22 protein-coding genes and 1 pseudogene are annotated in these 23,169 nt (G+C 72.3%); 13 read left to right on the top strand and 10 right to left on the bottom strand.

All coding sequences use genetic code 11. From position 1 onward, the window contains the following. Positions 1-591 (top strand): carboxyl transferase domain-containing protein (locus ACWCPW_RS36615; protein ID WP_449765883.1); only part of this gene is annotated, 591 nt, incomplete at its 5' end. A gap of 156 nt (positions 592-747) precedes the next feature. On the opposite strand, the gene ACWCPW_RS36620 is transcribed toward ACWCPW_RS36615, so the two are convergent. From ACWCPW_RS36620 to ACWCPW_RS36630, 3 genes and pseudogenes are all read right to left on the bottom strand, one after another. Beyond that, on the bottom strand, positions 748-1,980 hold the full coding sequence (locus ACWCPW_RS36620) for a vWA domain-containing protein (RefSeq protein WP_449765984.1): 1,233 nt from the start codon (positions 1,978-1,980) through the stop codon (positions 748-750). 20 nt (positions 1,981-2,000) lie between these two features. Beyond that, positions 2,001-2,606, bottom strand: a pseudogene (locus tag ACWCPW_RS36625) (hypothetical protein); the annotation flags it as partial. A 159-nt stretch (positions 2,607-2,765) separates the two neighbouring features. After that, positions 2,766-3,236 carry a hypothetical protein gene (locus ACWCPW_RS36630; protein ID WP_449765884.1) on the bottom strand — a complete coding sequence of 157 codons (471 nt, stop codon included), beginning with the start codon at positions 3,234-3,236 and terminating at the stop codon, positions 2,766-2,768. A 141-nt stretch (positions 3,237-3,377) separates the two neighbouring features. Here ACWCPW_RS36630 and ACWCPW_RS36635 point away from each other — a divergent pair, with 141 nt between their 5' ends. The 5 genes from ACWCPW_RS36635 (at position 3,378) to ACWCPW_RS36655 (ending at position 9,148) form a co-directional block, all read left to right on the top strand. Continuing rightward, the gene (locus ACWCPW_RS36635; protein ID WP_449765885.1) at positions 3,378-3,722 is read left to right on the top strand and encodes a PadR family transcriptional regulator; all 345 of its coding nucleotides are present in this window, start codon (positions 3,378-3,380) and stop codon (positions 3,720-3,722) included. Further along, on the top strand, positions 3,719-4,411 hold the full coding sequence (locus ACWCPW_RS36640; protein ID WP_449765886.1) for a permease prefix domain 1-containing protein: 693 nt from the start codon (positions 3,719-3,721) through the stop codon (positions 4,409-4,411). Before ACWCPW_RS36635 ends, ACWCPW_RS36640 begins: the two co-directional genes overlap by 4 nt. A 338-nt stretch (positions 4,412-4,749) precedes the next feature. Then, positions 4,750-6,198 (top strand): DUF2252 domain-containing protein, encoded by a 1,449-nt coding sequence (locus tag ACWCPW_RS36645; protein ID WP_449765887.1) that lies wholly within the window; start codon positions 4,750-4,752, stop codon positions 6,196-6,198. 275 nt (positions 6,199-6,473) lie between these two features. Continuing rightward, complete coding sequence (locus ACWCPW_RS36650; protein WP_449765888.1) at positions 6,474-7,439, top strand: LysR substrate-binding domain-containing protein; 966 nt, start codon at positions 6,474-6,476, stop codon at positions 7,437-7,439. A gap of 206 nt (positions 7,440-7,645) precedes the next feature. After that, complete coding sequence (locus ACWCPW_RS36655) at positions 7,646-9,148, top strand: S1 family peptidase (RefSeq protein WP_449765889.1); 1,503 nt, start codon at positions 7,646-7,648, stop codon at positions 9,146-9,148. A gap of 263 nt (positions 9,149-9,411) precedes the next feature. On the opposite strand, the gene ACWCPW_RS36660 is transcribed toward ACWCPW_RS36655, so the two are convergent. Beyond that, positions 9,412-10,365, bottom strand: coding sequence for an EamA family transporter (locus ACWCPW_RS36660; RefSeq protein WP_449765890.1), 954 nt, complete (start codon positions 10,363-10,365; stop codon positions 9,412-9,414). 104 nt (positions 10,366-10,469) lie between these two features. On the opposite strand from ACWCPW_RS36660, the gene ACWCPW_RS36665 reads away from it, so the two are divergent. Beyond that, the gene (locus ACWCPW_RS36665; RefSeq protein ID WP_449765891.1) at positions 10,470-10,997 is read left to right on the top strand and encodes an Lrp/AsnC family transcriptional regulator; all 528 of its coding nucleotides are present in this window, start codon (positions 10,470-10,472) and stop codon (positions 10,995-10,997) included. 150 nt (positions 10,998-11,147) lie between these two features. Here ACWCPW_RS36665 and ACWCPW_RS36670 read toward each other — a convergent pair whose 3' ends face one another. The 3 genes from ACWCPW_RS36670 to ACWCPW_RS36680 all read right to left on the bottom strand — a co-directional run bounded on the left by ACWCPW_RS36670 (position 11,148) and on the right by ACWCPW_RS36680 (position 13,651). Then, positions 11,148-11,642 carry a peptidylprolyl isomerase gene (locus ACWCPW_RS36670; RefSeq protein ID WP_449765892.1) on the bottom strand — a complete coding sequence of 165 codons (495 nt, stop codon included), beginning with the start codon at positions 11,640-11,642 and terminating at the stop codon, positions 11,148-11,150. A 187-nt stretch (positions 11,643-11,829) separates the two neighbouring features. After that, a complete protein-coding gene (locus ACWCPW_RS36675) occupies positions 11,830-12,588 on the bottom strand; it encodes a hypothetical protein (protein WP_449765893.1) in 759 nt (252 codons plus the stop codon). A 247-nt stretch (positions 12,589-12,835) separates the two neighbouring features. Then, entirely contained in the window at positions 12,836-13,651 is an 816-nt protein-coding gene (locus ACWCPW_RS36680; protein ID WP_449765894.1) for an SDR family NAD(P)-dependent oxidoreductase, read from the bottom strand. Between the two features lie 237 nt (positions 13,652-13,888). On the opposite strand from ACWCPW_RS36680, the gene ACWCPW_RS36685 reads away from it, so the two are divergent. The 6 genes from ACWCPW_RS36685 (at position 13,889) to ACWCPW_RS36710 (ending at position 20,858) form a co-directional block, all read left to right on the top strand. Then, positions 13,889-14,491: a TetR/AcrR family transcriptional regulator gene (locus ACWCPW_RS36685; RefSeq protein ID WP_449765895.1), complete on the top strand. Its 603-nt coding sequence runs from the start codon at positions 13,889-13,891 to the stop codon at positions 14,489-14,491. 427 nt (positions 14,492-14,918) lie between these two features. After that, positions 14,919-15,893, top strand: coding sequence for a universal stress protein (locus tag ACWCPW_RS36690; RefSeq protein WP_449765896.1), 975 nt, complete (start codon positions 14,919-14,921; stop codon positions 15,891-15,893). A 583-nt stretch (positions 15,894-16,476) separates the two neighbouring features. Further along, the gene (locus ACWCPW_RS36695) at positions 16,477-17,391 is read left to right on the top strand and encodes an alpha/beta fold hydrolase (protein ID WP_449765897.1); all 915 of its coding nucleotides are present in this window, start codon (positions 16,477-16,479) and stop codon (positions 17,389-17,391) included. 157 nt (positions 17,392-17,548) lie between these two features. Beyond that, positions 17,549-18,331, top strand: a complete 783-nt coding sequence (locus ACWCPW_RS36700; RefSeq protein WP_449765898.1) for an SAM-dependent methyltransferase — start codon at positions 17,549-17,551, stop codon at positions 18,329-18,331. A gap of 406 nt (positions 18,332-18,737) precedes the next feature. After that, on the top strand, positions 18,738-19,451 hold the full coding sequence (locus ACWCPW_RS36705; RefSeq protein WP_449765899.1) for a tRNA-dependent cyclodipeptide synthase: 714 nt from the start codon (positions 18,738-18,740) through the stop codon (positions 19,449-19,451). A gap of 318 nt (positions 19,452-19,769) precedes the next feature. Beyond that, on the top strand, positions 19,770-20,858 hold the full coding sequence (locus tag ACWCPW_RS36710) for a glycosyltransferase family 4 protein (RefSeq protein ID WP_449765900.1): 1,089 nt from the start codon (positions 19,770-19,772) through the stop codon (positions 20,856-20,858). 100 nt (positions 20,859-20,958) lie between these two features. Here the strand turns inward: ACWCPW_RS36710 and ACWCPW_RS36715 are convergent, their stop codons facing one another. The 3 genes from ACWCPW_RS36715 to ACWCPW_RS36725 form a co-directional block, all read right to left on the bottom strand. Then, on the bottom strand, positions 20,959-21,456 hold the full coding sequence (locus ACWCPW_RS36715; protein ID WP_449765901.1) for an Asp23/Gls24 family envelope stress response protein: 498 nt from the start codon (positions 21,454-21,456) through the stop codon (positions 20,959-20,961). 258 nt (positions 21,457-21,714) lie between these two features. After that, entirely contained in the window at positions 21,715-22,026 is a 312-nt protein-coding gene (locus ACWCPW_RS36720; protein WP_449765902.1) for a hypothetical protein, read from the bottom strand. 48 nt (positions 22,027-22,074) lie between these two features. After that, on the bottom strand, positions 22,075-22,887 hold the full coding sequence (locus ACWCPW_RS36725) for an alpha/beta hydrolase (RefSeq protein ID WP_449765903.1): 813 nt from the start codon (positions 22,885-22,887) through the stop codon (positions 22,075-22,077). Positions 22,888-23,169 lie beyond the last annotated feature (282 nt).

Below are 23,169 nucleotides of genomic sequence, written 5' to 3' on the forward strand. Positions count from 1 at the left end.
TCCTCGAAGAAGACCGCCCGGGCGATCAACGCCGCCTCCGGCAACCGGCCCCTCGTGGTGCTGGCCAACCTCTCCGGCTTCGACGGCTCACCCGAATCCATGCGCAAGGTCCAACTCGAGTACGGCGCCGAAATCGGCCGCGCCATCGTCAACTTCGACGGTCCGATCGTGTTCTGCGTGATCTCGCGCTACCACGGCGGCGCGTTCGTGGTCTTCTCCAAGGCACTCAACCCGAACATGACCGTCCTGGCCCTGGAAGGGTCCTTCGCCTCGGTCCTCGGCGGCGCGCCGGCCGCGGCCGTGGTCTTCTCCGGGGAGGTCAACAACCGCACCGCGACCGACCCGCGGGTGACCGGGCTGCAGGCCCGGGTCTCGGCGGCCGGCGGCGCCGAGCGCGCCGCGCTCAACGCGCTGCTGGCCGAGACCCAGTCCGCCGTCCGCGCGGAGAAACTCGGCGAGGTCGCCGCCGAGTTCGACCGGGTGCACAGCATCCGGCGTGCGGTCGAGGTCGGTTCGGTGGACGCGATCATCAGCGCCGCCGAACTGCGCCCGCGGATCATCGAGGCCATCGAGGAGGGCATCGCACGCTGACCGTCGGATCGGCGCCGCTCGACGGCACCGATCCGAGGCGATCACCATCCTCGCGGGCGAGGCCGTTGCCCATCCGGCGGCGGCCTCGCCCGCACCCGTCGCCGATGACGCGTCGGCGCCGGCCCCGACGGGATCGGTACACCGTCCCGCGTCCGCTCATCGAGCGCCGGATCCCGCATCGATGACCACCACGCGCGCCCACTCGGGCGGCGTGTCCGGCACGTAGTCGGGATCGTTCTCGTACCGGGACGACCTGCGCTGTCGGGGGAACAGCCCCACCACCGTCCGGCACGGCGGTTGCGTGGCCGGCCACGGTGTCTGCCCGTCGGTCGGCACGACCACGACGTCCGGTCGGGGCCGGGAGTGCAGCGCCTTCGTGAAGCCGGTGCGCAGGTCCGTACCCCCGCCGCCGATCAGCGCGATGCCCTCCTCGTGGCACAACGAGCGTGCGAAATCGGCCGCCGCGTCGCACGGCACGACCGTGACCATGTCCCGACGGCCGCCCACGGCACGGGAGATCGCGGCCACCTCCAGGAGGGCGCTGCCCAGTTCGGCGTCGCTGACCGACCCGGACGTGTCGATGACCACGGCCACCCGAGGCGGCCTGCGCCGCAGGCTCGGCAGCACGACGCCGGGCAGGGCGACCGAGCGCCGCGCCGGCCGGCCGTACGAGTAGTCCTGCCCAGCGCCGGAACCGGAGCTCGCCGAGCGCACGGCCGCGCCCAGCAACTCCCGCCACGGCTGCGGCGGATGGAACGCCTCCTCCGCCCAGCGCCGCCACCCCTTCGGCGCGTCCCCCGGACGGGCCGTGATGCCTTGTGCGACCCGGAACCGAACCGCGTCCCGTTCCTGTTCGCTGAGCCCGTGCGCGCCGTCCGGTCCCAGGTCCCACCCCCGTTCCAGCCCGTCGGCACCGCTGCCGCAGTCCAGCCAGACCATGCTCTGCGTGAGCCGCCCGAGCCGGAACAGGCGCAGGTAGTCCTCCATGAGTTCGCCGCCGGGCAGGTGCAACGCCTCGGGCACGACCGCGCCTTCGGGCCGGATCAGGCCGTCGCCGAACACGTCGTCGTTGATCTCGCAGTCCGCGGCGATGTTGATCCGCAGCCGCTCCCCCGGGCCGTGCAGTTCGCGCTCGCGGGCGACCCGGTCGCCCCGTCCGTGATGGTCGCGCAGCAGGTGCGACACCTCGTGCACCCACACCCCGGCGAGTTCCTCCAACGGCGCGCGGTCCACGAACCTCGCCGAGACATAGCACCGCCAGTGCCGGTCGACGGCCATCGTCGGCACCGACCGCGACTCCACGACGTGCAGGGCGAACAGCGCCGTGGCCAGGTACGGCCGGACCCGGGCGGCATACAGCCGGGCGGCGTAGAGCTTGTCCGAATCCAGCTCCGTCCCGCCGGCAGGACGGGCAAGGGGCCGGGAAGCGACTCGGCGGGGTCGGCGGCGGGCAACCGGTCCGCCCCCGACCGGATGCGCAGTTCGCCGCTCCTGCGCGCGTCCCACAGGTGACGGTGCAGGTCGAGACGAAAGCGTCGGTCGGGATGCGGGTGGGGATGCGGGCGTCGCTCGGCGTCGGCCGCGCGACGCGTTCCGTCCCACACGGTCAGGCTGATCCGCTGACCGGCGTCCGCCCAGGCGGGCGGAGTCCGAGCCACCAGGTACACCGGGCCCTCGCCGGCACGCCCCGGGTCGTCGTACCGGGCCAACGCCATGGTCAGCCCCGGGCGCAGCAGCCCCTCGGGGGCAATCCTCGGCATGTGCCAGCGCAACGGATCGGGAGCCGGATGGCGGAGATCGTCCCGGACCCGGGCCGCGAGTTCGCGGCCATGGTCGCGTGTCACGGAGCGGAGATCGAGATCGACATCGACGCGTGCGGCGGCGCACGCCCCCGCCCAGTCCCCGGTGTGCCGGCGGGCGGGGGCGGTGTCGATCATGGAGGGCGGCACGGCGAACTCGCGCACGCGCAGCCACAAGGAAAGGCGGGAATCCCGGTTCGCGGTTCGAGTGAGCATCAGCACTCACTTCGCGCGGACGGGGCCCCCAATCGGTTCACAGCGTGAGTGGTCATCGCGGGGGAGACTATCGCCCCCGACCCGATCCGTCAGGTGCCGATGGCCCGGGCAGCGCTCAAGTCCCGTCCGCGCCGGGCCTGTTCGGCATCGATCCCGGGGTCAGGCGCTCGTCGTCGAGCCGGGTCGCACGATCATCAGGACGACGACGATCGCCCACAGGACGTTGAAGATGCCGGTGACCATGCTCAGGCGGGTCGCCATCGGGCGTGCCTCCTCCCGGGCGGAGGGACCGTCGGCGGCCCCGAGCAGCCGCTGCTGGTCGGGGAGCACGGCCAGGGCGAGGACGGCCGCGGCGATCACGGTCAGCACGAGGGAGACGATCAGCCAGGCGTCGGTGAGGACGCCGAGAGCGGCACCGGTGGCGAGCCCGAAGCCCGGTACGGCGAGCCCGAGCACGGCGTAGCCGCGGCAGACGCGGTGCAACATCGCGGCGATCGCGGCGGCCCGCCCGTCCGGGTCGTCGCCGCACGCCTGGAGCGCGTATCGGGGGAATATCGAGGCGGCCACGGTGATCGATCCGACCGCAAGGATCGCCACGAGTACGTGCAAGGACAACAACAGCTTGGTCACCGCGAAATCTCCTGTTCGGAACACGGGGCAGGGCGGGGTAGGGCAGCGCGAAGCGGAGCGGAGCGCGCCCGGCACCGGCGTAGATATATTGCCTGCCAATACATACACCGCCTACGGCTTTTTTGGGTAGGCTGCCTACTCATGAAGACCGACGCGGTGCGCGGGCACCTGGACGGACTGTTGCTGGCCGTGCTCGAATCGGGGCCCCTGCACGGCTACGCGATCATCGCCGCGGTACAGCACCGCAGCGATGGCGCACTCGAACTGCGCACCGGCACGATCTACCCGGCGCTCCAGCGGCTGGAGCGGCTCGGACTGCTGAGCAGCAGTTGGCATTCCGAGGGCGAGCGGCGGCGGCGCTGCTACGAACTCACCGACGCGGGGCGGCACACCCTGGCCGGCGAGCGCACGGCGTGGCGCGAGTTCACTCAGGCGATCGGCTCGGTCCTGAACCCCGCGCCGTCGCCCGGGCCGGCGGCGACATGAGCGCCGGCGCCGGCCACGTCGACCCCATCGGCGACCATGTGGCGGCCCTGACCGCCGTCCTGCGCGGGCCGACTCGCGCCAAGGCCCGGATGATCGAGGAGATTCGCCACGGTCTCACCGACACGGCCGCCGCCCACGCCGACGACGGAATGCCCCACGCACGCGCCGCCCACCGGGCGGTGCGCGAGTTCGGCAGCGTCGAGGAGATCGCGCCGAGCTGCCAGCGCGAACTGACCATCGCCCAGGCCCGGCACACCGCCCGGACGGTGGCCCTCACTGCCCCCCTCCTGATCGCCTGTTGGTACCTGACCCGTACCGCCGGCCACGATCGCTCCTGGCAACTTCCGCACGTGGCACAACTGTTGGCCGTACATCTGGCCGCCGTCGCGACCGTCGCCGCGCTGCTCGCCGGCACCGCTCTGGCCGCCACCGGCGCGCTCGCCCGCCGGCTGCCGACACCCGACCGGCTGCCGCTCGCGGTCGCCTGGGCCGCCGGCGTCGCCGGCGTGGCCATGGCCGTCACCACCCTGGCCCTCGCCACCGCCTCGATCCTGGCCACGAATTGGCCCCTGCTCGCGTGCGCCGGCACGCTCGCCGCCGCCTCGCACGCGGTGATGGCGAACTCGGCACGTGCCTGCCGACACTGCGCCCACCTGTCCGCCACGCCCCTCGCGCCGCCGTACGGCTGACACCGGCGCCCGCCGAACCGTGGTCGCGAGCACGAAAGGCGCAATCGCGGGGCGTCCGCGCCGCGTCGTTCGGGTGATCGCGTCGCGCGCCGCCACGGGCACGACCGTCGCGCGTTCGCGGCACCCGGCCGTACGGCCGTCACACGTTCGAGGCACCCGGCTCGCACGAAACGCCGGTCGCACGTCTCCTGAGGACAGGGCGGCATGCCGCCCTCGCCCAGATCGTCGATCCGGACCGGGAGCGCCATGTCCGTCAACACACCAGGCCGCGGCACCGCCCGCCCGCCTGCCGATCGAGCCGGCACCGCGGATCCCGACGCGAGCCCGGGGGCCCTGCGATGACGTCGAAGGCGGGAACCGCGACACGCCGGGCGAACCCGAAGGTCGCCACCCGCGAGGCCCCGGGCCCCACACCCCGGGAGCGGGCCGAGAAGGGCCGGGCGGCGCGGGCGCACGCGTCCCGGTCCAGTCACGCCGAATTCGCGCCGACCCGGCAGCGGCCCGATCCGGTGGACGTCATCGAGAAACAATCTGCCTCGCGCGTACCGGAGTTGGTGCCGATCCGCTACGGCCGCATGTCCGAGTCGCCGTTCCGGTTCTATCGGGGGGCCGCCGCGATCATGGCCGGCGACCTCTCCGGTACGCCGACATCGGGCCTTCGGGCCCAGGTGTGCGGCGACGCGCACATGCTGAACTTCCGACTGCTGGCCTCGCCCGAGAGGCTCCTGCTCTTCGACATCAACGACTTCGACGAGACGCTGCCCGGCCCGTGGGAATGGGACGTGAAGAGGCTGGCCACCAGTCTCGTCATCGCGGGACGGGAGAACGAGTACACCGACCGCGAGCGCGCCGATATCGTCCGCGCCACCGTGCGCTCCTACCGCGAGCAGATGCGCCGCTTCGCCGGCATGCGCGACCTGGACGTGTGGTACGCCAAGGCCGACGCCGACCTCCTGCGCGACCTGGCGGCGGGTCGGCTGCACAAGCGCGGCCGCAAGCGGCTCTCCAAGGCCCTGGCCAAGGCACGTACCCGGGACAGCATCCAGGCGTTCGGCAAACTCACCCGCATGGTGGACGGCAAGCCCCGGTTCATCTCCTCGCCGCCGTTGATCACCCCACTCGCGGAGTTCGTGCCGGCCGGCGATCCCGACGCGGTCGAAGCCCGACTCGGTGACCTGGTCGATCGCTACCGCCGCACCCTGCGATCCGACCTCCGACACCTGCTCGGCCAATACACCGTGGTGGACATGGCCCGCAAGGTCGTCGGCGTCGGCAGCGTCGGCACCCGATGCTGGATCCTGCTCCTGCTCGGCCGGGACGAAGACGACCCGTTGATCCTCCAGGCCAAGGAGGCCGACGAGTCGGTACTGGCCCCCCACGTCGGCGCCGCAAAAACCGCCACCCAGGGAGAGCGGGTGGTCGCGGGCCAGCGCCTGATGCAGTCCGCCGGCGACATGCTCCTGGGCTGGGAACGCGCCGACGGGATCGACGGCCACAAACGGGACTTCTACGTACGGCAGTTGCGCGACTGGAAGGGCATCGTGGAACCCTCGCTCATGGTCCCGCGAGGCATGCGCGCGTTCGGCGAACTGTGCGGCGCCACCCTGGCCCGCGCCCACGCCCGATCCGGCGACCGCATCGCCATCGCCGCCTATCTGGGCGGCGGCGACAGCTTCGACCGGGCGCTGACGACGTTCGCCGAGGCGTACGCCGACCAGAACGAGCGTGACCACGCGTCCCTGCTGAAGGCCGTCGAAACCGGCCGCGTCGCCGCCGAAAGCGCCTGAAGCCCCGCCGATCCGCGGCACTGCGCCCGGCGCGGCTCGGCACGGCCCGATCGGGGCGAGCCGAGCCGCGCCGGGCGCGCGACGATCGCGGCGGTTGTCGCTTCCGGCGAAGAGCTCCGCGCGTAGGTGCCCGCGCGGGCGGGGGCCGCTCGGCGCGGCCGGCGGTGCGATTCCGGGTGCGGTGTCCCGTTGGTCGTTTCAGGTCTGCGGTGGATGCCGCGTGACGTGGTGTCAGTCCCTTGTAGCAGCCACCTGTCGGCCGTACCTTGCCGGGCATGGACATGGAATTGCGCCATCTGCGCACCATTCGGGCGATCGCGGATGCGGGCAGTCTGACCCGCGCCTCCGCCGTGTTGGGCCTGGCCCAGCCGGCCCTCAGCACCCAACTCAAGCGGATCGAAAAGGCCCTGGGCGGCGCCCTGTTCGAGCGCGGCCGGGAGGGCGTGACGCTGACCCCGTTGGGCGAACTGGTCCTGGACCGGGCCCGGGTGTTGTTGCCCGCCGCCCGCGAACTCCAGGAGGAGGCCGTCCGGTTCGCCAACCGGGACGAGGTGACCCCCAAGTTCCGCCTCGGCGGAACGCACGGGCCGTTACTCGGCGGCCTGGTGGACCGCCTCGCGGAGGGCCATCGGGCCGACGCGGTCACCACGTACATGTCGTGGTCCAACCGGGAGTTGACCGGCATGGTCGCCACCGGGCGGCTGGATTTCCTGCTGCTCGGCGCCTGCGGTGAGAGCCGCCCCGCCCACCACGACGGTCTCGCCTGGCGCGAGGTCGGCAACGATCCGGTCTTCCTGATGCTCGCGCTCGACCATCCGCTCGCCGGCGAGCGGGAGGCCGACCTTGCCGCGCTGGCCGGCGAGACCTGGGTGGTGGTTCCGGGCGAAGGGTGTTTCGGCGACTGCTTCTCCACCGCGTGCGCCCGGGCGGGCTTCGCCCCGAAGGCGATCTACGAGACGGACGTGGCGTCGTGCGTGCACCTGGCCCAGGTCGGCCGCGCCGTCGGGTTGTGCCGAGCCACGATGCCGGCGACGCCCGGCATCGCCCGGGTGCCGTTGGCGGGCGTACCGCTGTCGTGGCGGCATCTGATCGGCTGGCATCCGCACGCTCCCGCCGCGCGGACCGCCGCCCTGGTGACCGCCCAGGCGCGCGCCGCGCACGCCGCGGCGGTACGGGAGGCACCGCGCTACGTCGACTGGCTCGCCCGTCACGACGGATACGGATACGGAACGGCGAACTGATTGCGTGTCAGCTCTCCCCACCTCGTCTGACGCCACGTCAATCTCCGTCGGCGACACGGCACTTGGCGTCCAGACGGGAAGCCGCGACCGGCCCGCGGCACAGCGCCGCGGACCCGCCCATAACACCGCGACAGGGGGTTGTTGACAGGTACCTCGACCAAGCGCTCGCAGATACGTTTCTGTCGTCCCCACCGACAGGAGTCCCCATGCGCCTCAAGCGTGTCGCGGCCACGTCCTGTGCCGTTCTGCTCGCCGCCCTGTCCCTCGGCGGCACCGCCTCCACGGCCGGAGCGAGTCCCCTATCCCCCACCACGGACGACGCCCTCGTCGTTCCCGTCGAGCCGGCTCCCACCGCCCCCGAAGGTGTCGTCGAGGCACTCCAACGCGATCTGGGCCTGACCGAAACCGCGGCGAAGGCCCGCCTGGCCAACGAATACCGCGCGGCGATCCAGGAGCCCGCCCTGCGCCGGCACCTGGGTGCCGACTGGGCCGGTGCCTGGTTGAGCGGCGATTCCGCGGAGTTCGTGGTCGCCACCACCGACCGGCGCGACGTGCGCGCCATCGAGGCGAACGGAGCGACCGCCCGCGTGGTCGCGCACTCGCTCGCCGACCTCGATCGTGTCCGCGAGGCGCTCGACCGCTCGGCGCTGCGCCGGACACCGGTCGACACCCCGCTGTGGTACGTCGACGTCGCGACCAACAAGGTCGTGGTCCAGTCCCACGACAGCGCCCGTACCCGCGCCTTCGTCACGGACAGCGGCGTCGACGCCGCCGCCGTCGAGATCGTGCCCTCCACCGTGGTACCCCGCGCGCTGGCCGACCTGCGCGGCGGCGACGCGTACAACATCAACAACTCCTCCCGCTGCTCGATCGGGTTCCCGATCACCCGAGGGACCCAGAACGGCTTCGTCACCGCCGGCCACTGCGGCAGGGCCGGTGCCACCACCACCGGCGGCGGCGCGGCGCAGGGCACCTTCCAGGCGTCGTCCTTCCCCGGCAACGACTACGCGTGGGTGGCCACGAACGCCAACTGGACCCCGCGGCCGCTCGTCAACCGCTATCCCGGCACCGTGCCCGTCGCCGGTTCCACCCAGGCCCCGGCCGGCTCGTCCATCTGCCGCTCCGGCTCCACGACCGGTTGGCACTGCGGCACGATCCAGCAGCACAACACGTCCGTGAACTACCCCCAGGGGACCGTCACCGGCGTCACCCGCACCACCGTGTGCGCCGAACCCGGCGACTCCGGCGGGTCGTTCATCTCGGGCAGCCAGGCCCAGGGCGTCACCTCCGGTGGATCCGGCAACTGCTCCTCCGGCGGCGAGACGTACCACCAGCCGGTCAACGAGATCCTGCAGACGTACGGGCTGACCCTGGTCACCGGCAACACCCCGCCGACCGGTTGCGCCGGGGCGCAGAACACCTACTCCGGCACCCTCGCGTCCGGCGCGCAGGCCGTCCAGCCGAACAACTCGTACTACGAGACCACGGCGTCCGGCACGCACACCGGTTGCCTGACCGGGCCCGTCGGCACCGACTTCGACCTGGCCCTGCAGAAGTGGAACGGCTCCACCTGGAACCAGGTCGCCGCCGGCACGACACCACAGGCGAACGAGACGATCAGCTACAACGGAACCGCCGGTCGCTACCGCTACGTCGTGCACGCCTACAGCGGCTCGGGCGGCTACACGCTGGGGGTGAGCAAGCCCTGAGGTGAACAAGCCCCGAGGTGAGCAGACCCCGAGGTGAGCCGACCGCGAGGTGGGCAACCCGGGAGGGTCACACCCCGCACGACACGGGTACAGGCGTCGATCCGGACGCCTGTACCCGTCGCCGCGTCCGGCACTCGGTCGGTGCCCCGGCGGCGCGCGCGACCCGAGCGATGTCCTCGCGGCCGTTCCGGCGCACCCGGGGCGTCGACGCCGTCCGCGCCGCCCTGACCGCCCAGTGGATTCCGTGTGGCCGCTACGCCGGGCTATCTCGCCGGTTCGGCCTCCGCCGTCTCGTCGGCGGCTCGGGTGGGGCCGGGGCGGGGCGGTTGGGGCCGGCGTGAGCGGGTGGCCACGATCAGGACCACCGAGGCGACGATGATCGCGCCGCCCAGGTACACGTTCGGGCCCACCGACTCGCGGGCGATCACGGCGCCCAGCAGGACCGCGATCACCGGATTGACGTACGCGTACGTCGCCACCGTGTCGTTGGGCAGCACGCCGTTGACGTACATGTACGCGCTGAACGCGACGATCGAGCCCGCGAAGACGAGCCAGGCCAGGCCCAGCCATGAGGCGGTCGAGATGTCGGCGACCACCAGCCGGCCGAACTCGCCGCGCAGCGCGGCCAGCACGAGCAGGATCACACCGGCCGTGATCATCTCCAACGAGGCCACCACCAGCGGGTGCTTCGGCAGCGGCGCGCTCCGTGCGTACACCGAGCCGGCCGCCCACAACACGCACGCGATCAGGACCATGACCGTGCCGCCCGCGTGCACGTCGCCGCCCGGGCCGCCCACCAGTACGCCGATGCCGACGGTGCCCAGGAGCAGCGCGAGCACGACCGGGCCGGACACGCGCGTCTTGGTGACCCCCGCGTTGATCAGCACCATCCACACCGGCACCGTCGCCACGATCAACGCGGCCAGTCCCGAGTCGAGGTGTTGTTCGCCCAGGGTGACCAGTCCGTTGCCGCCCACCAGGAGCAGGCCGCCGATGATCGCGGTCGACCGCAGGTGCGGCCAGGTCGGTCGCCGCGCGCCGCGCGCGTGCCTGGGTCCGACGACCGCGAACATCAACAGGCCGGCGGTCAGGAAGCGCGCGCCTGCCGAGAGCAGTGGGGGAATCGTCTCGATCGCATACCGAATGCCCAGATACGTGGAGCCCCACAGGATCCAAACGGTGACGAGAGCCGCCCACGGCATCAGTCGATCCCTCATTAGAGGAGTCAAGACGGCCCCCATGCCTCGATAAGTTAACCCGGATCGACTGCTAGCCTTTTTTAGAGTAGGTCCATCTCATTCGCGGAAACAAGGGGGATTCGATGGCACGGCAGCTCGACGAGATCGACCGCGCGCTGCTTCGAGCGCTGAGCAACGACGGGCGACGGACCGTGCGCGCGCTCGCGAAGTCGGTGGACCTGTCCGAGCCGGCGGTCCGTGATCGTCTTCAGCGACTGGAGCGCGACGGTGTGATCACCGGATATCACGCGGCCGTCGCACCCGAGACGGTCGATGCCGGCACGGCGGCGTTCGTCGCGTTGCGCTTCGACGCCGGGAAGGCGGCGCGCGATCAGGTGGAGGCGGCGATCCGGCGCGATCCGGCCGTGCTGGAGGCGCACGACGTCGCGGGCGAGGACTGCATGTGGCTCAAGGTCAGGGTGGCGTCGACGACCGATCTCGCCGACACGCTCGACCGGATCCGATCGGTCCCGGCGATCCGCTCCACGGGCAGCACGATCGTGCTTCGCACGCTCTTCGAACGCCCCCTGCTGTCGGCCGCGGGCACGGCCGAGGAGACTGCCGGCGAGGCGACCGACGAGGGGCGTGACGCGGGAGCGGAGCAGGCCTGAGGAGACGGCGGTCCACGGCGGCGGCCGCATGGCGCGGCACGGCGCGCGAAGCCCCCGGGGCCACGGGGCACTCGGCCCGGAACGCGGCGCCCGGGGGCACCGGCGAACCCCTGCACGAGTGCGGGGCCGCCGTTGGTGTGGCGTGCGGGATCAGCCCTCGACGACGCCCGACGCGGCGATCGTGATCTTGCTCTTGGTGCTGCCGGAGCGCGAGCCCAGCGCCTCGATCTTCTTGACCAGGTCCGTGCCCTCGACGACCTCGCCGAAGACGACGTGCTTGCCGTCGAGCCACGAGGTGACCACGGTGGTGATGAAGAACTGCGAGCCGTTGGTGTTGGCGCCGGCGTTCGCCATCGACAGCAGGAAGGGACGGTCGTGCTTGAGGGTGAAGTTCTCGTCGGCGAACTTCGCGCCGTAGATGCTCTTCCCACCCGTGCCGTCACCGCGGGTGAAGTCGCCGCCCTGGAGCATGAACTCCGGGATGACCCGGTGGAAGGACGAACCCGCGTAGCCGAAGCCGTGCTGGCCGGTGGCGAGTTCGCGGAAGTTCCGAGCGGTCTCGGGGACGACCTTGTCGAAGAGGGAGAAGACGATGCGGCCCTGGGGCACATCGTCGATGGTGATGTCGAAGTAGACGTTGCTCATGTGCCCCATCCTGCCCTACCGGCACGGGGTCGCCGGGCACCGGCTTCCCCCACCGTGTCGACACCGCTCCCGGCACCGGCTCCGATCCCCCGCGTCCGTCGGCGGCCCGCCGGACCCCACCGGTCCGCGTTCTCGTCCCGGGACACGCCGGCGCGCGGCCCCGGCTCGGCTTCTCCCGCGCCGTCCCTCACCAGCCGTTGCCTTTCAGTTTCGGATGCGCGCGCCAGTAGTCGACGAGTTCGATGAAGTCCCGGTCGGTGACCACGCCGAGCCACCGTTCGCCACTGATCGGCGGGAAGACGTGGGACTTCTCCCGGGTGCGGATGGTCAGTTGCACCGTGGCGTCGCGGTACCGGAAGGATGCCGAGGGACCGGTGGCCCCGGGCCGGGGGTCCGGGACGTCCGTCTTCTCGGGGAAGTACACGGCGGCGAACTCGCCGTTGGGCAGGGTTCCGTCGACGCAGCCCAGGCCCGGCAGGCGAGGTGGCGAGGGTTGGCATCTCGGGTGGTACGTGTCGATGCTGATCTGCGGCCGAAGATCGGGAGCCGAATCGGAGCGCATCGTCATGACCACGCCCTTCGGTGGCTTCCCGGCCGGCCGAATGGGGTCGATGTACAACGTGATCGGGTACTCGTTCCCGTCGATCGTCACCCGGTAGTCGCCGAACGAGAGCTCGCTGATCGCCATCGCCGCCCCAGGCGGCAGGTGCCGCTGCACGACATCGGCCACCCGCTGCCGAAAGGCCTGCCGTTCCCGGATCGACTTCGGGGACAACTTCGCGTCGTACCGGTCGCCGTAGGGATCGGGAAGGACCGGATAGGTCCGGCTCGCCGGAACCAACACCGGGCCCGCGTCCCCCCGCCCCGGATCACCGCCGGCCCACGGCTCCCACACGACCGCCGTCACACCCGCGACCGCGCACAGCGCGCCGCACGCGAGCACCACTCGGGCCCGCGTCCACCGCCGACGCCGCCTCGGCGATTGCGTCTCGATCCCAGGTCCCGTGTCGGGGGCGCCCCCGTCTTGCGTCGTCGTCACCCCGCTTCGATGCCCACCGACCCGGATCGGTTCCCACCGCGATCCGTCGAGGCACGGCGCCGTCGGTACCGCACTCCGATCGACGCCCGGGCCGGCACGTTCGACACTCCCCAACGGCCTTGCGTACTACCGGTGTCGTCGATCGCCGGCGGGTTCACGACGACGCGTCCGGGCGTGGCGGGGTGGCGGCGGGCCTGCGGAAGGGCGGCGCGCCGGCGAGTTTGCCGCCGTCGACGGGGAGCGTGGCGCCGGTGACGAAGGACGACGCGTCCGAGCACAACCACACCACCGCCGCCGCGACCTCGTCGGGCACGCCGATGCGTTTCATCGGCATCGCCTGGGCGGCGGCCCGCCGCGCGTGTTCGCCCGCCGCCTCCAGGTGCTCGGTGTGGATCGGCCCGGGCGCGAGCGCGTTGACCCGGATGCCGGCGTCGGCGTAGTCGAGCGCGGCGGTCCGGGTGAGGCCGATCAGCCCGAACTTGGCCGAGACATAGCCGGCCAGCCCGCCGACCGCCTGGAGTCCGGCGGTGGAGGCCATGTTGACGATGGCGCCCGCGCCCGAGCCGAGCATGGCGGGGATCTCGTACTTCATGGCGAGGAAGACGCCGCGCAGGCTGACGGTGAGGGCGCTGTCGAAGGCGGCGACGTCCACCTCGGCGAGCGGCGTGGGCGGGTGGCCGCCGCCCGCGGCGTTGTTGACGGCCGCGTCCAGTCGGCCGAAGCGGTCGACGGTGGTGGCCACCAGGCGTTCGACGGCGGCGGGGTCGGTGACGTCGGTGGGTACGGCGAGCGCGCGTCCGCCGTCCACGTCGATCTCGGCGGCCAGCGTGTTCAGGGCGTCGGTGTCGCGGGCGGCCAGGACGACCGTCGCCCCGGCGCGGTGCAGTGCGCGGGCGCTGGCCGCGCCGATGCCTCGGCTCGCGCCGGTGACGATCGCGACACGACCGTCGAGGGGTTGTTCGATGGACATGATGGGCTCCTGTGTCGAGGTCGGCCGCCGGAAGGTCGGCCGCGGCAAGGTCGGTCGGATCGGAGGTCGGGCGAACGGGTCACGATCGGTCGAACCACCGTCGCGACCGGTCGAAGTCGCCGCGCCGCCGCCGAATCCAGGTCGCATCCCGGGCAGGCCGGGGTGTGCGCGAACCGGAGGTCGCGTAGGATTCGATGGACAGACAGTAAATCCAAAATCATGAAGGAGGCAAGCCGCGTGAGTCCGCGCGTCTACAAGTCCGACAAACGCCAGGCCGCCGCCGAGGACACCCGACTGCGGATCCTGGCCGCGGCCCGCTCGCTGCTGGCCGCGGCCAAGCCGACCCAGCTCTCGGTGGACGCGATCGCCAAGGCCGCGGACGTCTCGAGGCAGACGATCTACAACGCCTTCGGGTCCAAGTCCGGCCTGCTGGAGGCCCTCTTCGACGCGCTCGCGGGCCAGGCGGGCCTCGACCTGTCCCACGCGTTCGCCGCCGGCGACGCCGACACGGCACTGCGGCGGTTCACCGAGAGCTTCGCTCGCTTCTGGGCAAACGACCCGGCGGCGATTCGCCGACTGCGCGGCATGGCCGCACTGGACGCGGACCTCGACCGACTGCTGCGCGAACGTGACGACATGCGCCGATCCGCGCTGACCGAGCTGCTCCGACGCCAAGCGCCGAAGACCCCCGCCGACACGATCGACATCATCTGGCAGCTCACCGGCTTCGAGACCTACGACGGCCTGGTCCGCGGCGAACCCACCCGGGACGCGGCCGCGGTCACCGGCCTGATCGCGACCGCCGTCACGGCCGTCCACGGGGCGAGGACAGGCGGCTGAGACGGGGTCCGGTCGCCTGTCGCCGCCGCGTGGCCCCGCGACCGACCCTGAGCGCGGCGCCGGCCGTGCGTCAGGACGGGGCCGCTCGACGCGTTGCACCAGGTGCGCGATCAACGCGGCGAACCGGGGCCACAGTTCACGGGGGAGGTGGTGGCCCATATCGACGTCAGCGACCGAATCCCGGAGGCGCCCGAGCGCGGAGGCGACTCGGCTCGACGGTTCTCACCGTACGGGTTCGGTCAGTGACAGAGCGTCGACATGCGGCCTCACTCGCGTCACGGCCCCCCCGTCCGGCTACCCACCGCGACGCCCCGGCGACCCACCGGTGCCCCGAGAGCGGTGGCCGCGCCGTCGGGGCACTCGCCGAGAGACAGTGGTAGACAGCACCGCGATCGAGGCGGATTCCCCAGGGTGATCGGGAGCTGTCATGACAACCACCGGACGTCGGCCCGTGGTGGCCGGAGTGGAGAATTCGGCGGCGGGCATGCTCGCCGTCGGCTGGGCCGCGGACGAGGCCGTACGACACGGGTTGCCGTTGCGGCTCGTGCACGCGTCGGAATGGCCGGTCGACCCGGCGGAGGCGGAGGCCGCGGCGCGGTCGAGCCGCCACGACGGCCGATTGCGTACGGCCCACGCGTTGGACTGGTCGGTCGAGGCCTATCCCGAGGCCGGGGTCTCCGTACCCCGCCTGAGTTGGACCGAGCGCCGACACGCGGCCGACGACGCGCTGTTGGACAAGGCGCGGGCGGTGGCCGTCACGGGGCGCCCCGGACTGGAAGTGGGTACCGAGACGGTCGAGGGCCGGCCGGTGGAGGTACTGCGGGCCGAGGCGCCCGCCGCGTCCATGCTCGTCCTGGGATCGCGCCGGTTGTCCGCCCTCACGGAGCTCTTCACGACCGGCAGCATCGCCGTCCCGGTCAGCGCGCACGCGCCGTGTCCGGTGGCCGTGGTCCGCGGCCCCGAAGCCGCCGCCGGCGTGCCGCCGAAGGTGGTGGTCGGGATCGACGGCTCGCCCGGCTGCGAACGCGCCGTCGGCTACGCCTTCGAGACCGCCTCGCTGCGCGGCGCGTCGCTGCGCGCGGTCCAGGTACGCCCGCCGACGGCGAACATGGTCGCCGCGTTCGGCAGCGAGTCCGAGGTCGAGGAGGCGCTGATCCGGCTGAGCGAGACCCTCGCCGGTTGGAGCGAGAAGTATCCGGACGTGCCCGTGGAGCGCATCACCGTCCTCGGCCATCGCATCCGTTCCCTCGCGGACGCCGCCGAGGACGCGTTGTGCCTGGTGGTGGGCACCCGAGGGGTGGGCGGATTCCGCGGCATGCTCCTCGGATCGGTCACCCACGGCCTCATCCACCATGCCCCGGGTCCGCTGGTGATCGTCCCGCAGACGACCGACGCCGGGTGATTCCGGCGGGTGGCGGCGACCGGCCGGACGCCCGCCTCCGTGACCCGCGGCCCGCGCCTACCTCCCGGGGAGCACGCGTGTGCACGTGGCCTGCCCCACACGAAGGTGCCGGAAAGCATCCTCGCGTCGGACGCGCCGAGGCGAGGCCGGACGCGAGAGTTGTCCCGCGAGAAGGAGAACCGGATCGTCGGCCGGCACCGTCGGCCCCGCCGGTTCGCCCGCGCTACCGGGCCGCTCGGTTCCGGCGCTTTCATCCACCGACGGGGCGCACGCTTTGGACCAGGCATCAACCGGCGACAGGACCGCCGACACCGAGGAAGGCACGGCGACCACGACCGCCGGTTCGGTCCCCCGAAGCGGCGAAACACCCGAGAAGACCAGAGACGGAGCGCGCGAAGCACCCGCAGCGCCCACAACACCCGACGAATCCACCGAGTCCGACGAACCCGAAACACCCAACGGGCCCGACGGGCCCGACGCGCCGGAACCGCTCGAAGCACCGGTCGCCGACGAACCGCCGCGTTCCCGGCTTGGGCGGTGGACCCGTCGCATCGCGCTGACCTGCGCCGTGCTGCTGGCCGGCGTGACGATCGCGTCGTTCACGTACAACGCGATCACCGACGACCGCGCCACGCCGCCCCCGGGACTGACCTACGTTCAGGCCGCCGACGTACGCACGCGCTACCAGACCTGGGGCACATCGGGGCCACCCGTCGTGCTGGTGCACGGTGCCTTCGAATCGGTCGACACGTGGTCGCGGGCGGCGCCGATCCTCGCCCGCGACCATCGCGTCTACGCGCTCGACCTCACCGGCTACGGATACAGCCAACGGCGCGGCCCGTACACGGTCGACCACCTGACTCGCCAACTCCTGGGCCTCCTCGACGCCATGCGCCTGGGCGGCCCCGACGACCGACCGATACTGGTGGGCCATTCCAGCGGCGCGGCGATAGTCGCCGAGGCCACGCTGCGCGCACCCGAGCGGATCGGTGGCGTGATGCTCCTGGACGGCGACGCGCTCGACACCGGCGCCGGACCGCCCGCCGCGCTCGAGTACGTCCTGATCGATCCGTTCCGCACCAGCCTGTTGCGCATCGGACTCGGCGTCGATGGGCTGATCCGCAGGATGTACGACGCGCAGTGCGGGCCCGAGTGTCCCCGGCTCGACGGCGCGGGTGTCGACGAATGGCGGCGCCCCTTCCAAGTGGCGGGTGCCGAGGGGGCGTTGTGGAGCATGCTGGGCGAAGGGGTCCTGGGCATCCCCGCCCGACGGCTGGCCCTACTGCACGAGGTGCACGTGCCCAAGTCGGTGGTCTTCGGCGCCGACGACGACGTCTTCGACGCGGGCACCCCCGCCGAGACCGCCGCGCGCATCGGCGCGCCGGCACCGACGATCATCCCCAAGTCCCGCCACCTGCCCATGATTTCCGCTCCCGAGGCGGTCGCCGCCGCGGTCCACGCGCTCGCCTCCTCGCCCGGCGCGGGTGGCAGCGGATGAGACCGGGAACGGCCCGGCGAACGAATGCCGAGCCCAAAGCGGACGAATGCGCCACGCCGGTTGTCCGATCCGGGACGCGCTTATACGTTCCTTGGATGCGCGCCCGGACGCGAACCGATGTCGGCGCGTGACCGGTGTGAAGGCAGGAGTGGCCGACATGGTTCAGGTGGACACGACGATTCCGCATTCGGCTCGGATGTACGACTACGTCCTGGGCGGCAAGGACAACTACCTCGCCGACCGGGAGGCGGCCGAGGAAGCGCTGAAGGTATGGCCCGAGTTGTGGACGAGCATGCGGGTCAACCGGGCGGTGATGCGGCGGATGGCGCACTGGCTGGCCACCGAGGGCGGCATACGCCAGTTCCTCGACATCGGTACCGGCATCCCCACGTCGCCGAATCTGCACGAGGTCGTGCAGGAGACCGCACCCGAGTCGCGCGTGGTCTACGTGGACAACGATCCCATCGTGCTGGTGCACGCCCGGGCCCTGCTCTCCAGCTCCCCGCAAGGCCGCACCGCCTATGTCGAGGCGGACATGCGCGAGCCCGACCTCCTGTTCTCGACGCCGGAACTGTGCGAAACGCTGGACCTGAGCCGACCGGTGGGGGTGACGGTGATCGCGATGCTCCAGTTCGTCGAGGACGCCGCCGGCCTGATCGAGAAGTTGACGGCACCGCTGGCGCCGGGCAGCTACCTCGCCATCACCGCGGCGACCGCCGACCTCGCGGTCGGGTCCACCGCGCTGGCGGAGGTGTACACGCGCCGGGGCGTGCCGATGTACCTGCGCTCCCGCGACGAGTTGGCCGCCCTGTTCGCGGACCGCTGCGACCTGATCGAGCCGGGTGTGGTGCCCATGCAGCACTGGCGCCCCGCGGAAGGCGAAACGCCGGTGGGCGTCGAGGAGACGAACATGTTCGCGGCCATGGGCCGCGTGCGCTGAACCACGCCGAGACTCCCGGGCAGGCCACGCCCCGGCGAGGCACGGCCGCCGAACCGGCGCGTACCCTCGGCCCGCACCCGGCCCGGATCACCCCGCCGCGCTGCGACCGACCCCATGGAGTCCGCGAGGCTCATCGAGCCCGCGAAGCTCCTCGCGCCGAGCGTCCCAGCAGGGCCGCGCCCGGACCCGGGCCCACAGGCACGCCCGGGCCCGGCGGCGTTTCCGCGTCCTCTCGGCCACACACCGGCGTCCGCCACCGACGGTGAGCGGTTCGACACACGCCCCCCGGTCAACAACATCAATGGCTCCCGCGCGCGCCGATCGTCGACGTCGCGCGGTCGGGCCGGACGGCCGTGGGCGTGATCGGTGGAATCCTTGAGGCAACGGGAAGAAGGAGTCGATCGATATGGGATTCGTGGCGTGGCCGTGTACCCACGGAAGCCGGAGTGTCCTCGAACGTGCCGAGCACGTACTGATCGGACTCAGCCCCTGGAACAGCTACTACAAGCCCCGCGTGGTCGAGGCCCTGGTCGGATGGGCCTGCGCGAACTTCGCCCGGGTGGACGTGTTCGTCCCCGGTGACGAGGCCGCACACACCCTGGCCGCCGCCGGCGCGCAACCGGCGGAGGCCGTTCGCCGTGCGCGGTACGCCATCGGCCGACTACGCGCGCCGGCCCGGCGCGGCCTCAAACGGGCCGGGGTGCCCGAGCCGGAACTGCACCTGCACAGTTGGACACAGTTGTCCGAGCGGCCCGCCTACCAGCGCTGCCTCAAGCGCGTACGCGACGCGTATCACACGGACGAAGCCATCCGCGGCGCCTGTCGCCGCACCGCCCGCGCCGCGGTCCGCCACCTCGCGGGCCGCGAGCCGACCGAGGAGCAGATCGACCAAGCCGTCGGCTACGCGATAGCCGAGCTGCCCCTGGTCCTGGACGGGCCGAACATATTCGGCACCACGTCCTCCCTGTTCGTCTACCACCGCGAGATGGACCTGCTGTCCCCCTTCATCTCCGGCTCGTCCACCGAACTGCGCCCGGCCCCCGGCCAGGGCTACGCCGTGGTGAGATCCCCCGAAGTCGACTCCGCGTCCCCCGGACCGGCCGGCGCCAAAGCCGAGTAGCGAGTACGGCCCGGGCCCGCCCGAGCCGGGTCCTGCGCGCATAACGGGGCGACCACCCGTGGCCGGCGCGCACGGGTCTTGTTTTCCGTGCACGCCGACAATAGATTCCGGCCCCCGCGGACAATACGGCCGATCCTCGTCGAGATCGGTCCGGATTCGGCTCTCGCCTGCCCCGGCGCCCGAGAAGGGACATCCTCGTATGACGGGGGCGCGACACCGCGGCGGCCGTGCACCAGGGGGGCGACGATCGGGGCCAGGGGGGCGCCGCGCGGGCAATGCCGCGCGGGCGGGCGGGGACCGCTACGAGTACTGCTCGTGGTGGACGACCTGCGCATCGGCGGCGCGCAGCGACAAGTCGCGGGCCTGGCCGTCGCGTTGGCCGCACACGGGCACGCGGTGGTGCTGGCCTGTACCGAGGACGGGCCGGCCGGCGCCGAACTCGCCGCGGCGGGCGTACGCGTCGTGGTGCTGGGCCGGCGCCGCGTGGCCCGCCTGGTCAGCCCGCTGCTGGCAGTGCGGATCGCGCGGCTGGTCCGGGCGGGCGGGTTCGACCTGGTACACGCGCACGTACACGCCGCCACGATGGCCGCGGCCCTCGCCGGCCGAATCGCCCGCGTCCCGGTCGTGGTGACCGAACACAGCATGGCGTCCTGGCGCGGCCCTCTCGCCCGCGCCTACAGCCGGCCCCTGTACCGCCGCTGCGCGCTGGTGCTGGCCGTCTCCGAACAGATCGCCGAACGGCTGCGCACGGTCGACCGGGTGCCCGCGTCGAGGGTCCGGGTCGTGGGCACGGCGGTGTTCGGACCCGCGACGACGGCCGATCCGTCCGGGCGCGGTGCGCCGGTGACGGTGGGCGTGGTGGGCCGGTTGGAGCGCGAGAAGGGCGTGGAGTTCTTCGTGCGTGCCGCCGCCCGGATCGCGGATCGGCATCCCGAGGTGGCCTTCACCGTCGTGGGCGACGGCACCCTGCGCGGCGAACTCCACGCGTTGGCCGGGAGTCTGCGGTTGGGCGACCGGGTGCGTTTCCGGGGAATGCGCACGGACGGCCCGGCGGCGGTGGCCGCCCTGGACGTCCTGTGCGTGCCCTCGTTGACCGAGGGCGCCCCCTTGGTCGTCCTGGAGGCGATGGCCGCGGGCGTACCGGTGGTGGCCACGACGGTCGGCGCCATCCCCCACCAACTCGACCACGGCCACGCGGGTGTCCTGGTCGCACCCACCGACGTGGCCGCCCTGGCCCACGCCCTCGACGCCCTCCTGACCCACCCGCACGAACGCCGGCGCCTGGGCCGGGCCGGCCGCGACCGCCTGACCAGGCTCGCGAACGCAGACGCCGTGACCGCCGCCGTCCGCACCGCCTACCGCGACGCCCTTCGCCGCGCCCGCGGCCGAGGGCGCCGCGACGGCTGAGCGAAACCGCCGGGCTCCCGCGCAGAGCGGCCCCGGCCCGCCCGCTCGTGCCGAGCGCGGGTACGCACGCGCGGACCGGCGTCCACGACGAAACCCGTGCCTACTCGACCCGAGCCGACGCGTGCCGGTCGCCGTCGTGCAGGTGGATGTCGTCCACGGCGATGTTCACCTCCACCACTTCGAGGCCGGTCAGCCGCTCGACCGTCTCGATGATGTGCGCACGTACCGCCCGGCCCAGTTCGGCGATGGGCACGCCGTACTCCACGACCAGGTTCAGGTCCAGCGCGCACTGTCGCTCCCCGACCTCGACGCTCACCCCGTGCGCCACGTTCGGTCGGCCGCCCGGAACGCGTTGTCGCACCGCGTCCAACGCTCGCGCCACCGACCCGCCCAGCGCGTACACACCCTGGATCTCCCGCGCGGCCACCCCGGTGATCTTCGCGACCACGGCGTCGGCGATCGCGGTACGCCCGCGCGCGGCGTCGGCCGTCGGCACCGGCTCCGCGGATCGCCCCGGGGCAGCCGGCACGAGTGGCGCCCCGACGGTGACATCCCGCGAACCCGTCACCGTGTCCCTCACGTCCTTCAGCTCGGGCATCACACGCGACCCCTCTTCGGCTCGCACCCGCCGGTCGCGGGCACTGTGTCCGCCCGTCTACCCCGCGTTCCCGCACTCGATCCTGCCGCCCGCACTCGTCCGGACCGCGCTCGACTCCGGACGAACTACCTTTCGGGAAAGCCGACTTGCGCCACCGCCGAAAGCACGCGGGCCCGGCCCCGCACCGCCGAGAGCAGGCCGGCCCGACCCCGCACCGTCGAGAAGCCGACGGGCGCGGGCCGGGCCGAGTGCCGGTGGCTAGGCGGCAACCCACGGAACGTTGCCCGTGTTGCCGGAACGCCCGTTCTCCGTGCAATGCGCGGGCGGCGTGCCGCCGTACACGTACTGCACGAAGTCGCGCAGGTCGTTGCGCCAGTAGTCGAAGTTGTGCTCGCCGGGGCCCGTGCAGTACCGGGGCGTGAACGATGTGCCGATGGCCGCGCGCAACTGGTCGTTCCACGCCTTGATGTCGGACTCGCCCCGCCCACTGGGATGGCCCTGCCCGTCCGCGCCGCCCGCGTACATCGCGAACTTGCCCGCGTAGCCCGAGTACTTCCCGGCCCGGGCCATGCCGACCGGGGTGACGTCGGCCCACTTCGCTCGCGGACCGTAGACCGCCTACGCGCGCTCCGACGCGCTGCCGTACACCCGGTAGTTCGGGTCGAGGAGGCCGTTCCAGGAGGTCGCCGCGCCGTAGCCGAGCATCGAGTCGGCCACCCGGTTCATCGCGCCGTCGTCACCCAGGGTGGTACCACCGGAAAAGGCGCCCACCGCGGAGAACTGCTCCCGGAAATCGGCCGCGTACCTGAGCGCGCCGAGCCCGCCCATCGACAAGCCGGCGACGGCACGCCCCGAACGGTCGTCGACCGTATTGAAGTTCGCGTCGATCCAGGGCACCAACTGCCGCATGTGGAAGGTCTCCCACATCGGGGCGAAGTTCCCCCGGGTGTGGCCCGCCCAGTCGGTGTACCAACCGGACTTGCCGCCCTCGGGCATCACCACGATGCCCTTGAACGTCCGGCGGTCGACGGTGTCGAGAACGTCGCCCGCGTCCGACTTGGACCACTGCTCGAAGTCCCCGGCTCCGCCGTGCAGCAGATACAGGACCGGGTACGCCTTGGCCGGATCGCTCACATAGTCGTCGGGCAACCAGATCCGCACCTTGACCGGCACCTTGACGGGATCGATCGTGGGCGTGCCGCCGCGCGGTGTCATGATCGCCGAGGTGGTCATCGTGGCGTCGAACATCCTGCGGTCGCTGAGCAGGTTCGAGTTCGTCCACTGGGTGACCGTGATGCCGTGCGAGTTCGCCGCCGGCAACGCGGGCGCCGGTGGCGGCGGGAACGCCTGCGCCTGCGCCGGCAGGCCCACCATGGTCAGCGTCGACGCCGCGACGGCGATCGCGGCCCACAGGCGGCGCACTCGACGCACGCGCCGTCGCGGTCGAGTCGGTGCCACTGTCGTGTCGGTTCCGTCCATGAAAGCCCCTGGTACTCCGGTGATTCGCGATGCCCGCCGCACGCGGGCGCGGCCAGGCGCAACCCTGGCCGACCGGCTGCCGGCTGTCGTCCCGTCCTCGGTGGACATCGCGGGTAAACCTGCGCCGTAGCCGGCGAGCGATCTCCGCCGGCGGCGGTACGACACCGCCCCGCCGCCGAGCGGGCTTGCCCTGCCACCGGCGTCAATGTCTACGGTCGTCATCGCGCACCACCA

It is taken from the genome of Embleya sp. NPDC001921, assembly GCF_053594475.1.